Annotated in this window: 19 protein-coding genes, 3 tRNA genes and 1 pseudogene; 7 read left to right on the forward strand and 16 right to left on the reverse strand. The window is 55.9% G+C overall.

Annotated elements, in window-relative coordinates:
• Positions 1-69: 69 nt before the first annotated feature.
• The 4 genes from D3871_RS15450 to D3871_RS15465 form a co-directional block, all read right to left on the reverse strand.
• Positions 70-144 (reverse strand) — tRNA-Thr (locus D3871_RS15450).
• A gap of 86 nt (positions 145-230) precedes the next feature.
• Positions 231-304: transfer RNA gene (locus tag D3871_RS15455), tRNA-Gly, on the reverse strand.
• Positions 305-347: 43 nt separating this feature from the next.
• Positions 348-433, reverse strand: a tRNA-Tyr gene (locus tag D3871_RS15460).
• Between the two features lie 128 nt (positions 434-561).
• Positions 562-1,527 carry a gamma-glutamyl-gamma-aminobutyrate hydrolase family protein gene (locus D3871_RS15465; protein WP_119770098.1) on the reverse strand — a complete coding sequence of 322 codons (966 nt, stop codon included), beginning with the start codon at positions 1,525-1,527 and terminating at the stop codon, positions 562-564.
• A gap of 214 nt (positions 1,528-1,741) precedes the next feature.
• Here D3871_RS15465 and D3871_RS15470 point away from each other — a divergent pair, with 214 nt between their 5' ends.
• A complete protein-coding gene (locus D3871_RS15470) occupies positions 1,742-2,101 on the forward strand; it encodes an ArsC/Spx/MgsR family protein (RefSeq protein WP_119770099.1) in 360 nt (119 codons plus the stop codon).
• Positions 2,102-2,116: 15 nt separating this feature from the next.
• Here the strand turns inward: D3871_RS15470 and D3871_RS15475 are convergent, their stop codons facing one another.
• From D3871_RS15475 to D3871_RS15500, 5 genes are all read right to left on the reverse strand, one after another.
• Positions 2,117-3,745, reverse strand: coding sequence for a tetratricopeptide repeat-containing response regulator (locus D3871_RS15475; RefSeq protein ID WP_119769710.1), 1,629 nt, complete (start codon positions 3,743-3,745; stop codon positions 2,117-2,119).
• 134 nt (positions 3,746-3,879) lie between these two features.
• On the reverse strand, positions 3,880-5,310 hold the full coding sequence (locus D3871_RS15480) for a DHA2 family efflux MFS transporter permease subunit (RefSeq protein ID WP_119769711.1): 1,431 nt from the start codon (positions 5,308-5,310) through the stop codon (positions 3,880-3,882).
• Between the two features lie 86 nt (positions 5,311-5,396).
• Positions 5,397-5,612 carry a DUF2905 domain-containing protein gene (locus D3871_RS15490; protein WP_119769712.1) on the reverse strand — a complete coding sequence of 72 codons (216 nt, stop codon included), beginning with the start codon at positions 5,610-5,612 and terminating at the stop codon, positions 5,397-5,399.
• An 11-nt stretch (positions 5,613-5,623) separates the two neighbouring features.
• The gene (locus D3871_RS15495) at positions 5,624-5,821 is read right to left on the reverse strand and encodes a DUF2905 domain-containing protein (protein WP_119769713.1); all 198 of its coding nucleotides are present in this window, start codon (positions 5,819-5,821) and stop codon (positions 5,624-5,626) included.
• Between the two features lie 55 nt (positions 5,822-5,876).
• Entirely contained in the window at positions 5,877-7,040 is a 1,164-nt protein-coding gene (locus tag D3871_RS15500) for a class I SAM-dependent methyltransferase (RefSeq protein WP_199724779.1), read from the reverse strand.
• A gap of 126 nt (positions 7,041-7,166) precedes the next feature.
• On the opposite strand from D3871_RS15500, the gene D3871_RS15505 reads away from it, so the two are divergent.
• From D3871_RS15505 to ttcA, 3 genes are read left to right on the forward strand one after another with little or no spacing between them, the layout of a single operon-like run.
• Positions 7,167-7,934: an SDR family oxidoreductase gene (locus D3871_RS15505; protein ID WP_119769714.1), complete on the forward strand. Its 768-nt coding sequence runs from the start codon at positions 7,167-7,169 to the stop codon at positions 7,932-7,934.
• A gap of 12 nt (positions 7,935-7,946) precedes the next feature.
• Entirely contained in the window at positions 7,947-8,339 is a 393-nt protein-coding gene (locus D3871_RS15510) for a dihydroneopterin aldolase (RefSeq protein ID WP_119769715.1), read from the forward strand.
• 14 nt (positions 8,340-8,353) lie between these two features.
• Positions 8,354-9,277 carry a tRNA 2-thiocytidine(32) synthetase TtcA gene (gene ttcA, locus D3871_RS15515; RefSeq protein ID WP_119770102.1) on the forward strand — a complete coding sequence of 308 codons (924 nt, stop codon included), beginning with the start codon at positions 8,354-8,356 and terminating at the stop codon, positions 9,275-9,277.
• A 69-nt stretch (positions 9,278-9,346) separates the two neighbouring features.
• Here ttcA and D3871_RS15520 read toward each other — a convergent pair whose 3' ends face one another.
• Entirely contained in the window at positions 9,347-10,234 is an 888-nt protein-coding gene (locus tag D3871_RS15520) for a DUF6279 family lipoprotein (protein ID WP_233575623.1), read from the reverse strand.
• 18 nt (positions 10,235-10,252) lie between these two features.
• Here D3871_RS15520 and glmU point away from each other — a divergent pair, with 18 nt between their 5' ends.
• Positions 10,253-11,611 (forward strand): bifunctional UDP-N-acetylglucosamine diphosphorylase/glucosamine-1-phosphate N-acetyltransferase GlmU, encoded by a 1,359-nt coding sequence (glmU, locus tag D3871_RS15525; RefSeq protein WP_119769716.1) that lies wholly within the window; start codon positions 10,253-10,255, stop codon positions 11,609-11,611.
• 49 nt (positions 11,612-11,660) lie between these two features.
• Here the strand turns inward: glmU and D3871_RS15530 are convergent, their stop codons facing one another.
• Positions 11,661-12,131, reverse strand: coding sequence for an Lrp/AsnC family transcriptional regulator (locus D3871_RS15530; protein ID WP_119769717.1), 471 nt, complete (start codon positions 12,129-12,131; stop codon positions 11,661-11,663).
• A gap of 150 nt (positions 12,132-12,281) precedes the next feature.
• On the opposite strand from D3871_RS15530, the gene glmS reads away from it, so the two are divergent.
• A complete protein-coding gene (gene glmS / locus D3871_RS15535; RefSeq protein WP_119769718.1) occupies positions 12,282-14,099 on the forward strand; it encodes a glutamine--fructose-6-phosphate transaminase (isomerizing) in 1,818 nt (605 codons plus the stop codon).
• Positions 14,100-14,443: 344 nt separating this feature from the next.
• Complete coding sequence (locus tag D3871_RS15540; protein ID WP_119769719.1) at positions 14,444-14,962, forward strand: winged helix-turn-helix domain-containing protein; 519 nt, start codon at positions 14,444-14,446, stop codon at positions 14,960-14,962.
• A 438-nt stretch (positions 14,963-15,400) separates the two neighbouring features.
• On the opposite strand, the gene D3871_RS15550 is transcribed toward D3871_RS15540, so the two are convergent.
• The 5 genes and pseudogenes from D3871_RS15550 to D3871_RS15575 all read right to left on the reverse strand — a co-directional run bounded on the left by D3871_RS15550 (position 15,401) and on the right by D3871_RS15575 (position 20,212).
• Complete coding sequence (locus D3871_RS15550; protein ID WP_119769721.1) at positions 15,401-15,859, reverse strand: cache domain-containing protein; 459 nt, start codon at positions 15,857-15,859, stop codon at positions 15,401-15,403.
• Positions 15,860-15,980: 121 nt separating this feature from the next.
• Positions 15,981-16,220, reverse strand: a pseudogene (locus tag D3871_RS31695) (putative quinol monooxygenase); the annotation flags it as partial.
• A gap of 116 nt (positions 16,221-16,336) precedes the next feature.
• The gene (locus tag D3871_RS15560; RefSeq protein WP_233575624.1) at positions 16,337-18,031 is read right to left on the reverse strand and encodes an AMP-binding protein; all 1,695 of its coding nucleotides are present in this window, start codon (positions 18,029-18,031) and stop codon (positions 16,337-16,339) included.
• A gap of 396 nt (positions 18,032-18,427) precedes the next feature.
• Positions 18,428-19,189 (reverse strand): enoyl-CoA hydratase, encoded by a 762-nt coding sequence (locus D3871_RS15570; protein ID WP_119769724.1) that lies wholly within the window; start codon positions 19,187-19,189, stop codon positions 18,428-18,430.
• Positions 19,190-19,237: 48 nt separating this feature from the next.
• Complete coding sequence (locus D3871_RS15575; protein ID WP_119770105.1) at positions 19,238-20,212, reverse strand: NAD(P)H-dependent flavin oxidoreductase; 975 nt, start codon at positions 20,210-20,212, stop codon at positions 19,238-19,240.
• Positions 20,213-20,270: the final 58 nt, after the last annotated feature.

Here is a 20,270-nt window from a genome sequence, read left to right on the forward strand (position 1 = left end):
TCCTAACGATTTGATGAGAATGTCCAGGCACGTGCCCGACCGCCTTGCGTATGGATAAACCAAGAAAACTGGTGCCCTTGACGTGGATTGAACACGTGGCCTCTCCCTTACCAAGGGAGTGCTCTACCACTGAGCTACAAGGGCATTCAGGGCTTTCGGAGATTTCGCGCGACGCAAGACCTCTTCAAGACCTCTATTGTCCGTAACAGATATACGCACAATCTAAAAACTGGAGCGGGTGAAGGGAATCGAACCCTCGTCATAAGCTTGGAAGGCTTCAGCTCTACCATTGAGCTACACCCGCAAGGACTATCTACTTCAGCCGCACTACTTTCCCGCGGTACCGCTGGTGGAGGGGGCTGGATTCGAACCAGCGTACTCGTAAGAGGGCAGATTTACAGTCTGCTGCCATTAACCACTCGGCCACCCCTCCGCGGGGAACCCCAAACTATAGGCGAACACCTTTGAGGTGTCAACTGCAAAATCTGTTTTGGGAGTAATTTTGTTAATCGTTAAAACGCGATGTTATTAAGATTATCATTGAGCTTGACATTTATGCCACTAAAACCGCGTTTCCCGCGCTGCGGCAAGAAAATCATCAAGGATAGGCGTGCAGTCAAGCAGTTGTGCGCTGCCACCGCGGTGGAATTCAGGATGCCACTGTAATCCCATGACAAAGCGTGCCTTTTTGTAGCGCACGGCTTCAACAATGTTATCTTTCCCGGAAACCGCCTCCACCACGAGGTCCCGCCCCAAGTCTTTCACCGCTTGATGGTGGATGGAATTGACGAGCGCCTCTTGCCGTGATGGAAAGAGATTGCGCAGCGCCGACCCTTGCGTGAACTGAATCACATGATAGTGGCTATCGTACAAATCATTGACGTGTTCAATAGCCGTCGGGACATCGGATGCAATATCCTGATAGAGCGTGCCGCCGAAGGCAACATTAATAAGTTGACAACCCCTGCATACTCCCAGAACGGGTTTTCCGGCTTCTATAAACTCATGAAGGAGTTCAAGTTCATACATGTCGCGTGCACGGTCGCCGGTCCATTCGGGACGCGTCGCAACTTCCGAGTAAGTCTGAGGCGATACATCGGCGCCGCCCTGAAGCACCAGTCCATCCAAGTGCTTCGCATAATCTCGCAAACGGATATTGCTTGGGTGAAGGATGCCGTTGGTATTAACGGTGGGAATCATAAAAACAAGGACATCCCGTGACATGACCCATTGAGCGATGGACTCTTCGAGATATTGAAGGGTCTTGCTTCGCAAACCTTTGGCACCTGCTTCAGGGTGAAAAATTCTGGCGGATACCCCGATTTTTAGAGTCCTTTGGGTGATGCGCCTGAGAATACGATCCGATGCTGCGCGCAAGCGCGCGCCGATAATGCGCTGGGTTTGCGTCCAAGGCGATTCGTTCTTACGTGCCGGTTGCGGTTGTGGAACGCTGGGAGCGGAAGCAGGAGTAGCTTCAGAAAGCCTGTCCGGTACGGCGCTGTCATCAGAGTTGTTTTTTTCAGGCATAGACAGAAGCACAAGAATGTCGCGATAGACCCGGAGATAATTGCACGGCGATAGCCGAACTAAATCGCCGATTCGTTTTTCTGACACAATCAATTGCGGCGGGTTCAATGCCGGCATTCAAGCTTATGGCATGCTGGATTTTACTACCCGCTTATGTTCCCATGGAGAGCGTTAGAATGCTCGGTATAAACAACGCCGATTGTTATTTGGAATCATGCTAACCATCTATCACAACTCCAATTGCTCCAAATCACGCGAAGCTCTGGTTCGTGTCGAACACTATGCGCGCCAGCACGACTTACCGGTCAAAGTAGTCAATTATCTGGAAACGCCTTTAAACATGACGCAGTTAAGCTCCTTGCAAGAACTGCTTGGTGTTGGAGCGCATGACTTGGTGCGAGCAAATGAAGAGGAATATGCTGCTTTAGGCTTGGAACAGGCGGACGACATTACGTTGTTGAAAGCCATTGCTGCAACTCCGAAACTTTTGCAGCGGCCTATCGTCGTCTTTGGGGAAAAGGCAATCATCGCACGACCACCCGAACTTCTTGGCCGCTTGCTGCCGCAAGAATGACGCATTGCCATTTTCTTAACTGATACTTGGCGGCTTGATGCCGTATTTTTTTTGGATCGCTTGATACAGTTCCCCAAGCGGCGCCAGACGAGGATTGTTGGGATCAAGCCGGCGCGCCGATTCGATGTAACCGCGCACCTGTTCACCGCGTTGATTATCCCAACCCACATTTTCAAGATATTTTAAAACTGCAACAGCGGCATTGAAGACTACCTGCGGGTTTTCCGGAAGCTTGCGCACCGCGGCGGTCATCAATGCAACTGCCCCCTCGAAATCGCCCTGTTTCGCTTTTTCGGCCCCGGACGATACCAGTTCCACAACCTGTTTGCGGCTTTCCTTGGCGACTTTTTCCGCGAGTTCGCGACGCCCAGCCTGTTCAAAGACTTTCATCGCCTTTGCCAGCGCAGTTTCATCCGCCGCATTGCTCATCACGTCGCGCATGACTTCGGACGCGCCTTCATCCAGGTTGTGGTGGAGGCAGTTTTTTGCCAGTTCCATCTTCATGTCATTGGAAATGCCATCCGTCTGGCGGCATGCCGCCACGGCCACTGCCAAATCCTGCGCAGCTTGCTCGGCGTTACCCAACTCCGTTTGTACCAATGCCGATGAAAATGCGCGGCATGCGGGCGTCTTGTCGATGTTGTTGAGCGATTTCTCCATATCCCGGATCACCGTCGACGCCTGCTGGGTATCGCCTTTCTTTACCAGCGTGCGGATCAGCCGCACATGATCTTCGGGATCGCGGAATTCGGAATACTTTGCCTTTGCGACTACCTTCTGGAAGGACTTTTCTGCGGTCTCGACATCGCCCGTTTCAAGCGCGACCTCGCCGAGTTTGCGCAGGCGGCGCACTGCATGCGGCGAAATTGCGACTGCGCCGGCGAGCACTTCTTTTGCTTCCGGCAACTGGTCGATCGCCACATGGGTCTTGGCCAGCCAGTCATAGGCATCCATGTATTTGCTGTTCTCTTCCACCAGCGTTTTTAACAGCATTTCAGCTTCGCCGAATTTCTGCTGCATGAAAAGCGTTTTGGCTAGTCCCAGACGTGCCCACGCGACCACCTTGGTAGCAAGCAAGGCCTGATAGATCGCTTCCGCGGCCTCTGCTTCGCCGAGAATGACATGCAGTTCGGCACGCAAACGCATGAAATCGGTCGCATAGCGCCGGTATTTTTCTTCGCCGACTTGGCAGATTTCGATGGCTTCGTGCAGGTTGCCGTGCTCCATCAAATGGTAAACAGGAAGAAATGCCGTGCGCTTTTCGATCGCCTTGCCTATCCGGTCCAGCAGTGTGTCGGCAGTAAACGGCTTGAGGATATAGTCGGTCGGCGCAAGTTCAGCCGCACTGACTACCTTTTCGTACACGCGCTCGGCTGTGACGATAATGAACACCGTCCATAGCGGAATCAACTTGTTGTGCCGCAGGTCTTCCAGCAATTGCTGACCGTCCTGGCCATCGCCCAAGTCGTATTCGCACAGTATCAGGTCATAGGATTTGTTTTTGAGCGGACGGATCGCCGTGCCGGAACTGACTGCATGATCGATCTTCGTAATGCCGCACAGATTGAGCATGTTATGCAAGTTCGCACGCATGCCGGACTGCGGTTCCACGATTAATGCGGTCAAACTTCGAAGCGAGGTCATGTCTAGAGTTCCGTGCAATGCAAACTGATCAGTAGCAGGGGCACGAAGGCTGAAGCCGGCCCGGGGAGCGCACAGCAGCCCGCGCTCAAACCGTCAAAATACCATTGTCATGCGGAAATGCAAGCCTGCCGTGGTCATGCAGGCTCAGGCGCCTGCTCCGCCGCCGGGCGCATGCGCCACGCTGCCAGAACCGCGGCCGCGCACAAGATCGCCACCAAGAGAAAGGTTTCATTGAAAGCCTGCACCCGCTCGCCTTCCTGCGCCACGGACGCGACTTGATGAACGGCGAGCCGCCATTCGAGCACGATGCCGACCAAGCTGACGCCAATGGCGCCGCCCAGCTGGCGGACGAAGTTAATGATGCTCGATCCCTGCGCAATCATGCCGAAAGGAACGCCGCGCATGGCGCCCAGACTGAGCGCCGGCAGCACAAAACCGAGACCGATGCGGCCGATGATGGCAATGCCCATGAGCGCGATATAGCCGGTATTCCTGGAGCCTGCCGCCATCATCCCGAAAGAAAGCGCAAGTAATGCCAATCCGATGGATACGAGGATATTAGGTGGAAACCGGTCGGCAAGTTTGCCCGCCAGGATAATCGTTACGGCCAGAACGATGCCGGCCGGCAGAAGGACCAGGCCTGCTTGCGAGGGCGCATAGTGCAGCGCCATTTGCATATATACCGGCAACAGGTAGGTGGATCCGAACAAGCCTGCGCCATAGATAAAGGCGACCAGCGCGCCCATCGCGAACTGCCGATACCGGAACAGTTGCATGTTCATCAACCCATCTTCGGTGCGCAATTGGTAAACGACGAAGCTTGCAATAACGGCAATGCCCGCCAATAGCAAGGCTACTGCATGGAGCCCGTCGTCGTGCAAATGCACCAGGCCGTTCAACAGCATGATGATGCCGCATGCCGCAAGCACCAGACCCTTCCAGTCCAGCGGACGGGGATCCCCGATCATCGGCGAGTTGACAGCAAGCAGACGTCGCACCATGAACAACACCAAAAGACAGAATGGTACGACCACAAAAAAGATTGAGCGCCAGCCGAACAGCTCGACCAGAAAGCCGCCGACGCTAGGCCCGAGCGCCGGCGCGAGAACCACGCCAAAGCCGAATACCCCCATGGCGCGGCCCTGCTCATGCGGCTCGAACGCCCGCAGTATAACGATCGCGGGAATCGGTTGCAGGATGCCGGCGGCGAGCCCTTCGACCACGCGCATGGAAAGCAGCATTGGATAATTGAGACTGAATCCGCCGACAATCCCGCCAAACAGCAGCAGCAGGATCGCTCCCGAATACGTACGGCGCAAGCCGAAGCGCAACAGCAGCCAAGGGGTAGTCAGCATCGACAGCGTCATGGCAAGCATGAATCCCGCCGATACCCACTGCGCCCGTTCCTGGCCCAGCGTGAAGTGCCGGCTCAGGTCGGGCACCGCGACGTTGACAATTGTTGAAGCAAGGATGGATGCCATGGTACCGATCATCACGGTAATCAGCACCAGCCATTTATAGCGTGCGCCATAGCGCTCGCGCAGTTGTTCCAGGGTCGGTTGCATGCAAGGGACGGAAGGTTGATCCAGCCGGACAGTATATTTGTTCGAGCATCAACACGTTTGCGCCGGGTATAACGATGACAATGGCTCTAACAGAACGCGCAAGTCCAGCTGACGACCTCGGCGATCAGGAATGCGGCCAGTGACCAGATGACGGCGGATCCGAAAGGCAGGCAAAACACGACGCCGCGGAAACGGAAACGAATGTCGGCCGGCATTCGCCCGACACGCAAGCGATCGAGGAAAGGCAGTAGCGGATAAAACACCACCAGGGCAAGAAAGATCACGACAACCCAGCGGATCATGAAGCGCCTTTCTAGCGCAGCAAGCGCGCCACCACGACGACCACCATCGAGAGCAACAGTGTGGATGCGAACGGCAGAAAGAACTTGCGGCCGAACAGCGTGAACCGGACATCACCCGGCAAGCGTCCGACGCCAAGCTTTTCCAGCCAGGGCAAGGCAGCCGAGAACACGACCAGCGCGATAAAAATGGTGAGCACCCAACGGATCATGCGCAATTCCTCGGCAATGTTTTATCGACGACCGTATCGGCGGCAGCGTGTGTCTTCACAGTCGATAGCTCCTGTCGTTGCGATGAAAATGCTCCGGCAGGGCCACATGCTTGCCTGTCACGAGCACCTTGAACAATTCCCCCATTTCAGCCGGCGACATCAGCTTTTGCATCGCATTGGCCTGCGGCAGGTAGCGCTTCGCATCTTCCGCGGGTGTGCGCACCAGCAGGTCGCCGATACCGGCATCGATCAGGAAGGCAGCCTGGCTGGTATAACCCAGCACATCAAGACCGCCGTCGATGGCCGCTTGCGCCATCGCGCTGAAATCGACATGCGCGGTCACATCCTGCAAGCCCGGCAGGTAAAACGGGTCGGGGTGCGCATGATGTCGATAATGGCACATCAGCGTGCCTTGCGAACGTTGCGGATGATAGTACTCATGTGCCGGAAAACCGTAGTCGATCAGGAGCGCTGCGCACCCGCGCCCGGATTGCGCATGGCCGGCTGCAATCATCGCGCCGAGCGAACGCATGAAGGCTGCGGCGACTGCATGCGTCTCGGTGAGGTAACCGGGCGGTAGCGATTCCTGCTCGGGAATCTGCCTGTGCAGCACAGCTCCACAGGGCTGGTCACAAAACCGGAAGCTGCCGTCGGGCGCCAGCGCGACGCCGCGCTCTTGCCAACCGTCGCCGGTCTTGACGACCAGATCGACCGGCATCGCGTCGAGCACTTCATTTCCCAGCACGACACCGGAAAAGGCTTCCGGAAGCTGCTCCAGCCAGGTGACTTCGGGAAAATCACGCAAGGTCTGTTCTTGCCGGGCTCGCAACTCGCCGGATACTTCAACGATGGCATAGCGCTCGACGGCGATCCCCATTGCCTGCAATTCCGTCAACACATCGAACGCCAGCCGACCGGTTCCAGCCCCGAATTCAAGGATTTGAAAGCCGGTTTGCTGCATCAGGCCGGCAACGACCCGCGCGATCGCCCCACCAAAAAGCGGCGTGATTTCGGGCGCGGTTGTAAAATCCCCTTCTTTACCGAGTTTTGCAGCCCCGCCGCTGTAGTACCCCAATCCCGGCGCATACAAAACCAGTTCCATATAGCGAGCGAACGAGATCCAGCCGGACTGGCGTTGGATTTCGCCGGAAATCAGCTGATGGAGTGTGGCCGAGGCGGCCAGCGCGTCGGCGGAAGCTTGGGGCAATTGCAGTTGCATGCCTCGTATTGTATTGAAATCGGCCGGAAGCTTGGAAATTAATCCGATTGATCCGCTGATAAATTCATTGCGGATACGCAGATGCGGCAAACGCAAGATTGAACCATCATTGACAGCTAAAGCATCATGACAACAGGAAACGGCAAAGTTGCTCTTGTGACCGGCGCAGGCAAACGCATCGGACGCGTCATTGCGCTCGCGCTTGCACGTCGTGGCTGGGATGTGGCCGTTCACTATGGCCGTTCGGAAGCAGAAGCCAAGGCGGTGGTACAGGAGATCGCCATGCTGGGTCGCGGTGCCATGGCGATCTCCTGCGAGCTGTCTGACGAGCAAGCGGTCAAGGCCTTGCTGCCGCAAGTAACGCAAGCGCTCGGACCGGTTGGCTGCATTGTCAACAATGCCTCGCTATTCGCCTATGACGACGCGGCCGGGTTTTCGCATGACTTGCTGGACCGGCACATGCATGTCAATGTCGCCGCCCCGCTGCTGCTGGCGCAATCCCTATACGCGCATACGCCGGATGGTGCGCAGTCGGTGGTCATCAATCTCCTTGACCAGAAACTATTTAACCTGAACCCGGACTTTCTTTCCTATACGATGTCGAAAGCTGCGCTGCACACCGCAACCACGATGCTGGCCCAAGTGCTGGCGCCGAAAGTGCGGGTCGTCGGCGTCGCTCCCGGAATTACCCTGGTATCCGGCGAACAGAACGAGGAAGGTTTCGCCAAGGCGCATACGGTCACGCCTCTTGGCCGGTCGAGCACGCCGGATGATGTGGCTTCCACTGTCTGTTTTGTCGCCGAGTCGCCCGCGATTACCGGCACCACGCTGGTCGTCGATGGCGGCCAGCATTTGATTCCCCTCCAGCGCGACGTCATGTTCGTCGCCAAATAACCTGCTTACATTATGCTTTCCACCCTCTCGCATCCCAGCCTCACTGACTGCCGTCGCCTGTTCCTGCGCAACTACGAAGTGATGATCAATATCGGCGTTCACGAATTCGAAAAAAAAGGCGAACAGCGCGTGCTGGTGAATGTCGACCTATTTATTCCGTTGGCCGAATCGACTCCGAAAGGCGACCATCTGCATGAAGTCGTCGATTACGATTTCATGCGCGACACGATTGCCAAGCGCATGGCGCAAGGCCATATCCATCTGCAGGAAACCCTGTGCGATGACGTGGCCCGTGAAATGCTGAAGCATCCGAAAGTGCGTGCAGTGCGCGTATCCACCGAAAAGCCGGACGTTTATCCCGACTGCGACAGCGTCGGCGTCGAAGTCATTCACATCAAGTCATGATGGCGGAGCAGGCAATGAATCAGGTGATGAACGAGGATCCGAGCATCAGCATCAAGAAGGCGGAAAAGATCGCCTACGAAAACAACAAGTTGCACAAGCGGCTATGCCGCCAGGTTGGTCAAGCCATTGGCGACTTCAACATGATCGAGGCAGGCGACAAGGTGATGGTCTGCCTGTCGGGCGGCAAGGATAGCTACGGCTTGCTCGATATCCTGTTGACGCTGCGCGAGCGCGCGCCTATCGATTTCGACATCATCGCGGTTAACCTCGACCAGAAGCAGCCGAACTTCCCTGCCCATGTGCTGCCCGCGTATCTGACCAGGATCGGTGTGCCATTTCATATCGAAAACCAGGATACCTATAGCATCGTCAAACGCGTGATCCCTGAAGGGAAGACCACTTGCTCGCTCTGTTCGCGGCTGCGGCGCGGCATCCTGTATCGGGTCGCTGATGAACTCGGCGCGACCAAGATCGCGCTCGGCCACCATCGCGACGATATCCTCGAAACCTTTTTCCTCAACATGTTTTTCGGCGCCAAGCTCAAAGGCATGCCGCCCAAGCTGCAATCCGACGATGGCAAGCACATCGTGATCCGCCCGCTCGCGTATGTGAAGGAAGCGGATATGGAACGCTATGCCGAGGTCAAGCAATTCCCGATCATTCCCTGCGACCTGTGCGGCAGCCAGGAAAACCTGCAGCGCAAACAGATCAAGGCCATGCTGCGCGAATGGGAAAAGAAGCATCCGGGCCGCGTGGAGAATATTTTTTCATCCTTGTCGACGGTCGTGCCTTCGCATCTGATGGACAAGGACATGTTCGGTTTTGCCGATCTGAAGGCGACCGGAGAAGCGGTGAGCGATGGCGACATCGCGTTTGACGAGGAACCGTGCGCGCCGCCGACCGCGAATGTCGTGCGCTTCGGCGGGCTCGAGGACTAATTTTTGACAGGCCAGGTTTCAACTGGGGCGCTCGCAACAGGCCCCCTGTTCTCGCCCTGATACCGGCCTTCACCTTGCTGCCAGCGTATGGCAGTCATCGATCCAGCCTTGCAGCCGCTTGGCTGCGTGCGCGCGCTGCTCGGGTGTAGCCACATTCGCCATCACCGCCAGCATGTTCGACGCGCTCGTTCGCGTGTTATCGAAAAACTCCTTGTTTTCGGCATAGCTGAAATTTTCGAAGCTGCGTTCGACATACTGGCGCAGCATCGCCGAGACTGCTTCCTGCGACGGCTGTTCCGCCTGGATTTTTTTCAGGATGCGCAGCAACTCCTGTTGCCGCAATTGGCGCTCGGCCGCCCATAGTTCGTTATCCAAAGGACGCGCATCGGACGCTGCCCGTATCTGCGCTTCCTGTTGCGCATCGAAATCGCCGAACCAGTATTTGGCCTGTTTCATGACTTTCTTGAAACGATGGAGTTGACGGTCCTCAAGGTCGCCCTTCAGGTACTCTTTACGATAAGCGTCGTTGTTGGCGGCGAACTTCTTTTCCAGGCGGGCGATTTGTTCAGGCTTCAAGTCCATGGCCAGCTTGCTTAACTCGGGCAAGGCTTTGTCGACGACCAGCATGACGCGCTTTCTGGTTGCCGCATAATCGCCCATGACCTCTTCCGGCGTGACGCGCTGCTGGATGCGTTGCTGAACCTGTGTGAGCCATTGTGCATAGTCGTTTAATTGGGTCTTGCGGTGCCATCCCATCAACTGGTCGATATCGGCCTTGATCCAGGGTTTTTGATCATCGGTGAAGTCGATATACCCGTTGAGCCACCAGTACATCACCGTATCGCCATTTGCATAGCCGAGTCGTATGGCACTGCAGCCGGCCAGCATGAAGGCGAATAGAAAAACAGTCAGCCAGGGTAGAAAGCCACGGTTAAGGCGCATGATAAAATTTTGCATCACTCTCATTGGTATTCTATGAACGTTGTCATTCTCGCTGCAGGCATGGGTAAGCGCATGCAATCTGCATTGCCCAAGGTCTTGCATCCGCTCGCCGGCAAGCCGCTTCTCTCCCATGTCATCGATACCGCGCGCGCATTGTCGCCGACGACACTGTGCGTCATTTACGGCCATGGGGGCGACGCAGTGCCCGACACGGTGAAAGCGCCGGACATCGCCTTCGCAAAGCAGGAACCGCAACTCGGCACCGGCCATGCGGTCATGCAGGCAGTACCGAATTTGCAGGACGAGGTACCGACGCTGGTGTTGTATGGCGATGTTCCGCTGACAACAAAGGATACGCTTCGGCAATTGTTGGACAGCGCCGGCAGCAATAAGTTGGCGATCCTCACGGTAGAGCTTGACGATCCCACAGGATATGGCCGTATTGTGCGTCGCCATGGAAACATCGTCGGCATCGTTGAACAGAAAGATGCAAGCGAAGACGAGCGCGCAATCCGCGAAGTCAACACCGGGATCATGGTGGTTCCAACCCGCAAGCTGAAAACCTGGCTCTCCACGCTTTCCAACGATAATGCGCAAAAAGAGTATTACCTGACCGATATCGTCGCCCGCGCGGTGGCCGATGACGTCGCGGTGGTATCGGCCCAGCCAGCGGCAATATCGGAAACATTAGGGGTCAACAGCAAGGTGCAATTGGCGGAACTGGAACGCATCCATCAGCGCAACCTTGCCAATGCCTTGCTGGAACAGGGTGTCACCCTTGCCGATCCGGCGCGCATCGATATCCGCGGCGCGCTGACTTGCGGCCGCGACGTGACGATCGATGTCAATTGCGTCTTTGAGGGCAAGGTCGAGATCGAAGACGGCGCAACCATCGGCGCGCACAGCGTGATCCGCAATGCGCGCATCGGCAAAGGAGCAAGCATCAAGCCGTTTTGCCATATCGAGGATGCCGTCGTCGGCGCCAGTTCGCAAATCGGGCCGTATGCACGTCTGCGTCCAGGCACTGAACTCGGCGAAGATGTCCATATCGGCAACTTCGTCGAAGTCAAGAACAGCCAGGTGGCCGCGCACAGCAAGGCAAATCATCTGGCTTACATCGGCGATACGACGGTCGGGGCGCGCGTCAACATCGGCGCCGGCACCATTACCTGCAATTACGATGGCGCCAACAAATTCCGCACCGTCATTGAGGACGATGTATTCATCGGCAGCGATACGCAACTGGTGGCGCCGGTACGGGTCGGCAAGGGCGCCACGCTGGGCGCGGGTACAACCTTGACGAAGGATGCGCCGGAAGGAAAACTAACGGTATCGCGCGCACGCCAAACCACCATCGATGGCTGGCAGCGGCCGGTCAAGGTCAAAAAATAAGTTCCGCCGCGAACGGCATCGGGCATGCGCCGGATGCCGCTCGCAGATCTCATACCGCGATACGCGTTTCGAACTTGCTGCGGTGGATGGAAAAGAAACTGCGCACGTTCCGTACATTCGCATGCGATGCGAACAACCGATGCGCCAATGCATGGTAAGCCGGCATGTCGGCCACTTGCACCACCAGCACAAAATCCGGGCCCGGCGAAACACGGTAACACTGCAATACGGCTGCTTCGTTCGCAACCAAGGCTTCAAACTCGGTCATGTTCTCCGCCGCCTGCCGGTCCAGGGTAATTTCGACAATAGCCGTCAACGCGGCGCCAATCATTTCCGGTGCCACAATCGCCACCTGACGCGCGATGACCCCGGCATCAACCAGACGCTTGACACGACGCAAGCATGTCGGCGGGGAAACATGCACACTTGCTGCAAGTTCATTATTTGTCTGAGCCGCGTTTGTTTGCAGCGCATTCAAAATGCGACGGTCTAGCTCATCGAGCACAAATAATTCACTCATTTAACAAAAATATAGATGGTTTTTGAAATTATATTTCACATACCAATGAATGAGAAATATAAGTTCACATATCGATTAAATTAGACAGCATATTTCATGCGCGCTCTTCTACGATACAACCGTCAATCTTGAACCACGAAGGGAGTCAACATGTGCGGCATAGTCGGCGCGGTAGCGCAACGTAATATCACCCCTATCCTCCTGCAGGGCTTGAAGCGCCTGGAATACCGCGGCTATGACTCCTGCGGCGTCGCGCTTCATGTCGATGGCAAGTTGCAGCGTTCACGCAGCACCTCGCGCGTTGCCGACCTCGAAATGCAAGTGGAAAAAGCCAGCCTGGAAGCCTTTACTGGCATTGCCCACACCCGCTGGGCAACGCATGGCGCGCCAGCCACCCACAATGCCCATCCGCATTTTTCGCGCGAGCGCATCGCTCTGGTCCATAACGGCATCATTGAAAACCACGACGAGTTGCGCGCCGAACTGACTGCTGCCGGCTATGTATTCGAAAGCCAGACCGATACCGAAGTCATTGCCCACCTTGTCGACCACATGTACACCGGCGATCTGTTCGAGACCGTGCAGCAGGCAGTCAAGCGCCTTCATGGCGCCTATGCGATCGCCGTATTCAGCCGCGACGAGCCGCATCGCGTCATCGGTGCGCGCCAGGGTTCGCCGCTGATCGTCGGCGTCGGCAAGGGTGAAAACTTCCTCGCATCCGATGCGATGGCATTGGCCGGCACCACCGACCAGATCATCTTTCTGGAAGAAGGCGACGTGGTCGATCTGCAATTGCAGCGCTATTGGGTGGTCGACCATGCCGGCAAGCCGGTGGAGCGTGAAGTCCGCACCGTGCATGCGCATACCGGCGCGGCCGAACTCGGCCCCTATCGCCATTACATGCAAAAGGAAATCTTCGAACAGCCGCGCGCGATCGGCGACACGCTCGAAGGCGTTTCCGCGATCATGCCGGAACTGTTCGGCGACAAGGCATACACGGTATTCAAGCAGATCGACTCGGTCCTGATCCTGGCCTGCGGCACCAGCTATTACGCCGGCCTGACCGCCAAGTACTGGATAGAATCGATTGCCCATATCCCGGTCAATGTCGAAATCGCCAGTGAATACCGCTATCGCGACAGCGTGCCGAACCCGAATGCGCTGGTGGTCACGATTTCCCAAAGCGGCGAAACCGCCGACACCCTTGCCGCGCTCAAGCATGCGCGCGCGCAGGACATGGTCAATACGCTGACCATCTGCAATGTATCGACCAGCGCAATGGTGCGCGAATGCATGCTGTCCTATATCACGCGTGCCGGCGTCGAAGTCGGCGTCGCGTCGACCAAGGCCTTTACCACGCAGTTGACCGCATTATTCCTGCTGGCGCTGTCGCTGGCACAAATACGCGGTCACCTGAGCGATGAACAGGAAGCCGCGCACCTGAAAGCCATGCGCCATCTGCCGGTATCGGTTAGCGCGGTACTGGCGCTGGAGCCGCAGATCATCGCCTGGGCCGAAGAGTTTGCACGCAAGGAAAACGCCCTGTTCCTCGGGCGCGGCCTGCATTATCCGATTGCGCTCGAAGGCGCCCTCAAGCTCAAGGAAATCTCTTACATTCACGCCGAAGCCTATCCGGCCGGCGAGCTCAAGCATGGCCCGCTCGCACTGGTGACGAAGGAAATGCCGGTGGTCACTGTTGCACCGAACGACACGCTGATTGAAAAGCTCAAATCCAACATGCAGGAAGTCCGCGCGCGTGGCGGCGAACTGTATGTATTTGCCGATGCGGATTCGCGCATCACATCGAGCGAAGGCATTCATGTGATTCGCCTGCCGGAACACTATGGGGCGCTGTCGCCCATCCTGCACGTCGTGCCTTTGCAGTTGCTGGCATATCACACCGCGCTGGCGCGCGGCACCGATGTCGACAAGCCACGCAACCTGGCAAAGTCGGTGACGGTGGAGTGATGCACATGCCGCCTGAAGGCGGTTGAAGAATTCCAATTGTGTCTGTAATTTTTCTAATAATGTTTGCAAGTTTCAAATTGGGTTTGTAAATTTCCTCATATACATAACTGAGAAGGCGGGATAACGCATCGCCACCGGCATCCCAGCCTTCCGGGTCGGCATGCGCCGCTGTCTCAGTGTCGGTTGGTCCAAAGGCGCAGGACCATCTTGTTGAAAAGCAGTCACAAACAGTAGCAGGCCGGTGACCCAAGTAGAACGGGCGACTTACTGAGCGTTCAGCCGGTACGTGACAAACAGATAGCGTATAAAGAGCGAATGACCTTGCACTAGCAGGAGGTTATTCCATGGCAACGAAGCGAACCAAGCGCGATTTTCTGGCGCTGGAAGAACGACGTAAAGAGGCAGCCCAACTCCTGGCCCGAGGAATGAAGCACGTCGACGTGGCGCGTGTCCTTCAGGTCAGCCAGCAAAGCGTGTCCGTATGGACCAAGGCGCAAAGGCTTGACCCGCAGGCGTGGCGCCGCAAGCCTCTGGGTTCGACACCCGGCTTGGGGCCAGCGCAGCGACAATGGCTCGGCCAACTTCTGGTCCGGGGCGCCGAAGCGAACGGATTTCCCGCCGATGTCTGGACGCTGCGACGCATTGGACAGGTGATCCATCGCGAATTTGGTGTTGCGTATGGAAGGACGAATGTTTGGTTGTTGCTCAAGACAATGGGTTTTTCCTGTCAACGTCCGACTGGACGGGCCAGCCAGCGCAATGAAGAAGCGATTGGGCAGTGGCGACGCGAACGCTGGCCGACGCTCAAAAAAAGGCCTGTCAGGAAGGCAGGACCATCCTCTTCATCGACGAGAGTGGCTTGAGCGAGTATTTGATACGGCCTCGTTCCTCTGAATCTACACCCATAACTATTAGATAGAATCTATAAGCGCTGTACTACCGTACAGGCCGGATTAAGCCTTTCATAATCGTCCGCCGCAACTTTATACGATACTCCCTGTATAGCAATAACCTGCGTCATCCCGACCTCACAATTCATCACAAGGACTTCGTATTCATGACTTCCGATCGGGACTTCATCCTGCACGCCCCGGCGTGGCTCGAATTGTTGGTCAGTCATCGCAGTAGTCATTTTTCTCGTCTTGGTAATTGGAATCACTTGCGTAGCGTTGCGGAAAATTCTTCTCGGAGAGGCTTAGGGCGCCTATCAAAATGCGTAGCGGCCTGCCTCGGGTTGAGCAGTAACTTTGAGGAAGTGCGCGCACTACGAGGCGCTGAAAGACATGACCATAGGCCCTCTGCTATTTATATATGCCGACGGCAAATCCGAGCTTGTCGTACGATTCGACGTAGGTTGTCTTGTCATCGACGCCCTTTGTCACGGGGTTGGGCCACTTGTAATTAGCCCAACCTTTGGAGCCAGCCTGGACGATCTTGAGGAGTTCAAAAGCAAAAGGGTTTCCGTCTGCGTCCTTCAGCAGCGCCATCGACTTTCCCACTATTCTTGCGTTATCTCCGTGGGCGAGCATGGTACCGTCCAGATCGGCGATGAACACATACAAGTCTTTGTATCTGAATTTGTCGGATTTGCCGTTTACCTCCACCAATGTCTTTTCCAAACCGTTCTTCTTGTAATAGGCGATAGCGGCTTGAGCAAGCGCTACTGCCTCTTCCTTCGTGCCATGCTCCTGCGCCATGGTTGATGTCGACGCCGACAAAAAGACCATTCCAGCGACAAAGAAATTTTTGAACAATCCCATAGTCTATTTCCTTAAAAAATAATCGATCAATGATCCGATGTGGATGGGTTATTGATTTCAAATAACAGAGCGAAGTGCATTTTGTACATGAGCGATATGAAACGCTTAATGACTCGAGAGCTTATAGTTCCGCCAGTCTCCTCAAATATCGCGTATGTCCGTCGACAGCGTTGCCGAAGCTTGCGAGTGCGGCTCCCTCGCCGTGGGTCTTCAGCAACTCCTTGTTTTCCCAGAGTTCATGCAAATAAAAAGCGTGTGCTTGCTTGATGTCCTGGTGGGGCTGATATGAGATGCACCCAGCTTCCGATCGGGAATCGCGGGCAAGCTTGTTAAGTTCTGCGGCGACAAATTCCGTCGATTCCGGCTTTGCCTGTCATTACTTTCGACAATGTCGGCCCCCAACAAAACTCGCACAGCCAGTGCATCCTTGAGCAACAAGAGTTTGAGAAACCCATCATCTCGCCACGCTCACTATAATCACGCGTGGTCATGCCAGACAACGGGACTCCCTCGCTTAAACCATTGGTCATAGTGTTTTCGGTAATGCGCCTCCAGCGCATTTCGCTTGAGCTTGAGCGTAGGAGTGACCAAGCCCGCCTCCACTGTCCATTGCTCCGGGACAATGGCCACAAACGATAGGTGTTCATGCTGATCTAGCTCAGCGTTGATCCGCTCTACATGGGCAGACACCTGGGATGTGAACTCAGATCGCGCGCCCGGATTGCGCATGGCTGACCACCGCCCTTCAGGCAACATCACAATGGCGAACGGCTGATGCGACTCCGCACCGCCGGTGACAAGGCATGCCTCAATACCAGCCAACGCTGCAAGTTTGCTCTCTATGGGAGCAGGTGCGACGTACTTGCCCTTGCTTGTTTTGAACTGTTCCTTCATGCGGCCTACAATTCTCAATCGACCTTGATCGTCAAGTTCTCCGCAGTCGCCTGTCTTGAGCCAGCCATCCTGCGTGTATGCGTCACGGGTTTGCTCTGGATTCAGGAAGTAGCCCTTCATGTGCGCCGGCCCACGGGTCAGAACCTCTCCCTGATCAGAGAGCTTCACGTCACAGCAAGCAATAGACTCACCGACAAAGCCGACACGCATCCGACCGGGCACCGATATCGTCGCAAAGGCAAACTGCTCCGTCATCCCATAACCCTCAAGCAATTCGAGACCAAGATGCCTATACCAGGCGACAACCGAAGGCGGTAATGCTGCCGCGCCCGTCCCCGCAAAGCGCACAGAGTCAAGCCCCAGGCCATGCAACACTTTCTTTCGTACCACTCGACCCAGCACTGGCAGGCTCAACAGCAGATTGAGCTTTCGGGACGGCATTTTCGCCATCACGCCCTGTTGGAACTTCATCCACAAGCGCGGCACGGAGAAGAAAAGCGTCGGCCGCGCACGTTGCAGATCCTGCACAAAAGTATCCAAGGACTCGGCAAAGAATACCGGCGCGCCAGTATACAAACTGAACCCCTCTACCAGACACCTTTCAGCCACATGGGCTAATGGCAGGTAGGAGAAAAACCGGTCTGCTTGCGTTCCTCGGAGAAGTTGATGGAGCGCTTTGCTCGTATGAGCAAAGGCTGCAAAATCGTGCATCGCTCCCTTGGGGAAGCCTGTAGTTCCGGAGGTGTAAATAACGGTTGCCAATGCATCGGATGCAGGTGTGTGTTTGCCTTGCAGCGGCTGCGTAGTGGCGACAATGCTTTCCCAAGATTCTTGGGTTTTGATAGCACACAACGGCGTGCCGACTTGGGCAACGGAACGAGGAATGCCCTCGATCATGGATTGTGGATCGTCCAATTTGCCCACAAACACCAGCTTGGAATCGGAATGCTCCAGGATTTGGCGAACCGAGTCCGATTGCAGGTTAGGGTAAATTGGCACACTCACATAACCGGCCATCCAGATCGCGAGGTCGGCCATGATCCACCAAGCAGTGTTCTTGCTCATAATGGCTACGCGCGCCCCCTGCTCCCAATCTTGCGCCTTCAGCCATGCTGCCATTCGACGTGCTTCATTCATTGCCTGTGCCCAGGTCCACTCGCGAATCTTCCCCTCTCCCATGGGCTGGGACAAATAGACACTGTTCGCGCGCTTCTTCTCCCAATAGAAAGCCCGCTGCAAGGGAAGATCTTGCATCGTTATGGTGGTGGTAGTAGCCATGCTCTGTCTCCTTAGTTTTAATTTGCTCATAGGCCGTCGCGCTTGCTGAGAGGAATGCTCTTGCCTCCCCGGGGTACTGCGTAATTCCCTTCCGAGCCCCGATGCGACTATGTAAGCTGTTCTTGGGGCCACGCCGCGCAGCGGGGATCTTTTGCTTCCTTCAGCACAAGTATTCGATTGATCGCATCCTCTCCAGCGCGAAGACAATCGTGCATCTTTAGTACATTGCCCTCGCCCAAATCACGGTTCGAAGCGCCCGGGACCGACTGCCAAATCAAAGCAGCCTGTCCATACTTGTTCCGCCCCTCGGGCGTGAGCGAGACCAAGCGCGTGCGGGACACCGGACCTATCGACTGCACGACCATTGGCTTCGGATCCACGCTGATCGAGGTCGCTTCATACAAAGCGGCTGAAATCAGGCTTACGCTTACGGAAGAAGGCCTCAAGCGCTTCCCTGGCCTCCGCTGAATGCAGCAACTGGATGAAGCTGTCACCCTCCTGGCGGAAGCGCAGGGCTGCCTCCTCCTGGGTTTCCTGCTTCAGCAGGGCCTTTGTCAATCTGACGGCGGCTGGGGGCAATTGCGCCACCTTGATAGCCTGCGCCATTGCGATATCAACTACCTTGTCGTCGTCGACGACGCGATTCACGAGCCCCGCTTGCTGAGCCTCCTCGGCGCCAAAACCTTCACCAATCAGAAGCATCTCCGACGCTCTCTGGTGCCCGGCAAGGCGCGGAAGCAAAAGCGAGGCCGCAGCTTCCGGGCATAAGCCAAGCTGCAGAAACGGCAAGGAAAATGCAGAGCCACGCGCGGCGTAGACCATATCGCAGTGGAGCAAAATGGTGACCCCGATGCCAACCGCAAAACCTCGAACTGCCGCCACAATGGGTTTGTCGAAGTCCATGATCTCCCGAACAAATTTGAACGCAGGAGCGTCCTGGTCTTTCGCCGGAGAGTTCTTGAAATCGTCGAGATCGTTGCCAACCGTAAAATCCTTGCCACCCTTTATGAGTACACAGCGCACCTGGTTTTGCTGCGAAGCACGTTGCAGAGCCTCGGTCATTGCAACGTACATCTCGTGGGTGATGGCGTTCTTTTTGTCCGGACGATTCATCGTCAAGATGAATACGCCATTTTTGATTTCAATCTCGATACTCATGGGGGGCTCTTTCGGCTGAAGGGTTTCATCAAGAAAAGCTGACGAGGTTCACGGGAGAAAATTCGCAAGGCGAGAGTGAACGATGGTGCGCGCATCTGTAACCATCCGGTCGATCAGTTCCTGAACCGTTGGAACATCGTTGATGAGACCCGCAACCACGCCGCAGCTCCAGGCGCCCGAATCCATCTGCCCATTGACCATGACCTTCGGATAGACGCCAGCGACTTGCTCATAGATGTCCGATATCTTCAAGTCGCGGCCCTTTTCCTTCTCAATTTCAAGCAACTTGTCGACACCCGGATTGCGAAGGACACGCTCTGTATTGCGAAGCTGACGCATCACCAGACGCGTGTCGAGTTCAGTGGCTCCGACAATCGCTTTCTTGACGTTCTCATGGACGGGCGCCTCTTTGGTCGCGAGGAATCGGGTGCCCATATTAATGCCATCAGCCCCGAGCGAGAGCGCCGCAACAAGACCACGCCCATCGGCGATGCCACCCGAGGCCACGAACGGGATACTGAGAGATTCAGCTGCACGAGGCAGCAGGATCATGTTGGGAATATCGTCTTCACCGGGGTGCCCGCCGCATTCGAAGCCATCAACACTAACCGCGTCACAACCGATCTGCTCGGCCTTCATCGCATGGCGAACTGAGGTGCACTTATGGATGACCTTGATTCCCGCAGCTTTGAACTGCGGCATGTACTTCTCCGGGCTTCGGCCCGCAGTTTCTACTATTCGTACACCCCCGTCCTTGATGGCGGCGATGTACTCTGCGTAGGGAGGGTCTGAAAATGTTGGAAGAAAGGTAAGGTTCACCCCAAACGGCGCATCAGTCATGCTGCGGCAACGGGCAATCTCTTTAGCCAGGAGTTCGGGAGTTTTCTGAGTCAGCCCGGTGATGATTCCCAGGCCGCCGGCATTGGACACAGCCGATGCGAGTTCGGCAAAGCCGACATAGTGCATGCCACCTTGGATGATGGGGTAGCGAATGCCAAACAGTTGGGTAATGCGGGTCTTCACCAAATGCCTCTTTTAAGTTTCATTCGAAAATCCGCCAGCCCATGATGAAGCCAAGCTG

The organism is Noviherbaspirillum saxi (assembly GCF_003591035.1).
GTDB classification, from domain to species: domain Bacteria; phylum Pseudomonadota; class Gammaproteobacteria; order Burkholderiales; family Burkholderiaceae_D; genus Noviherbaspirillum; species Noviherbaspirillum saxi.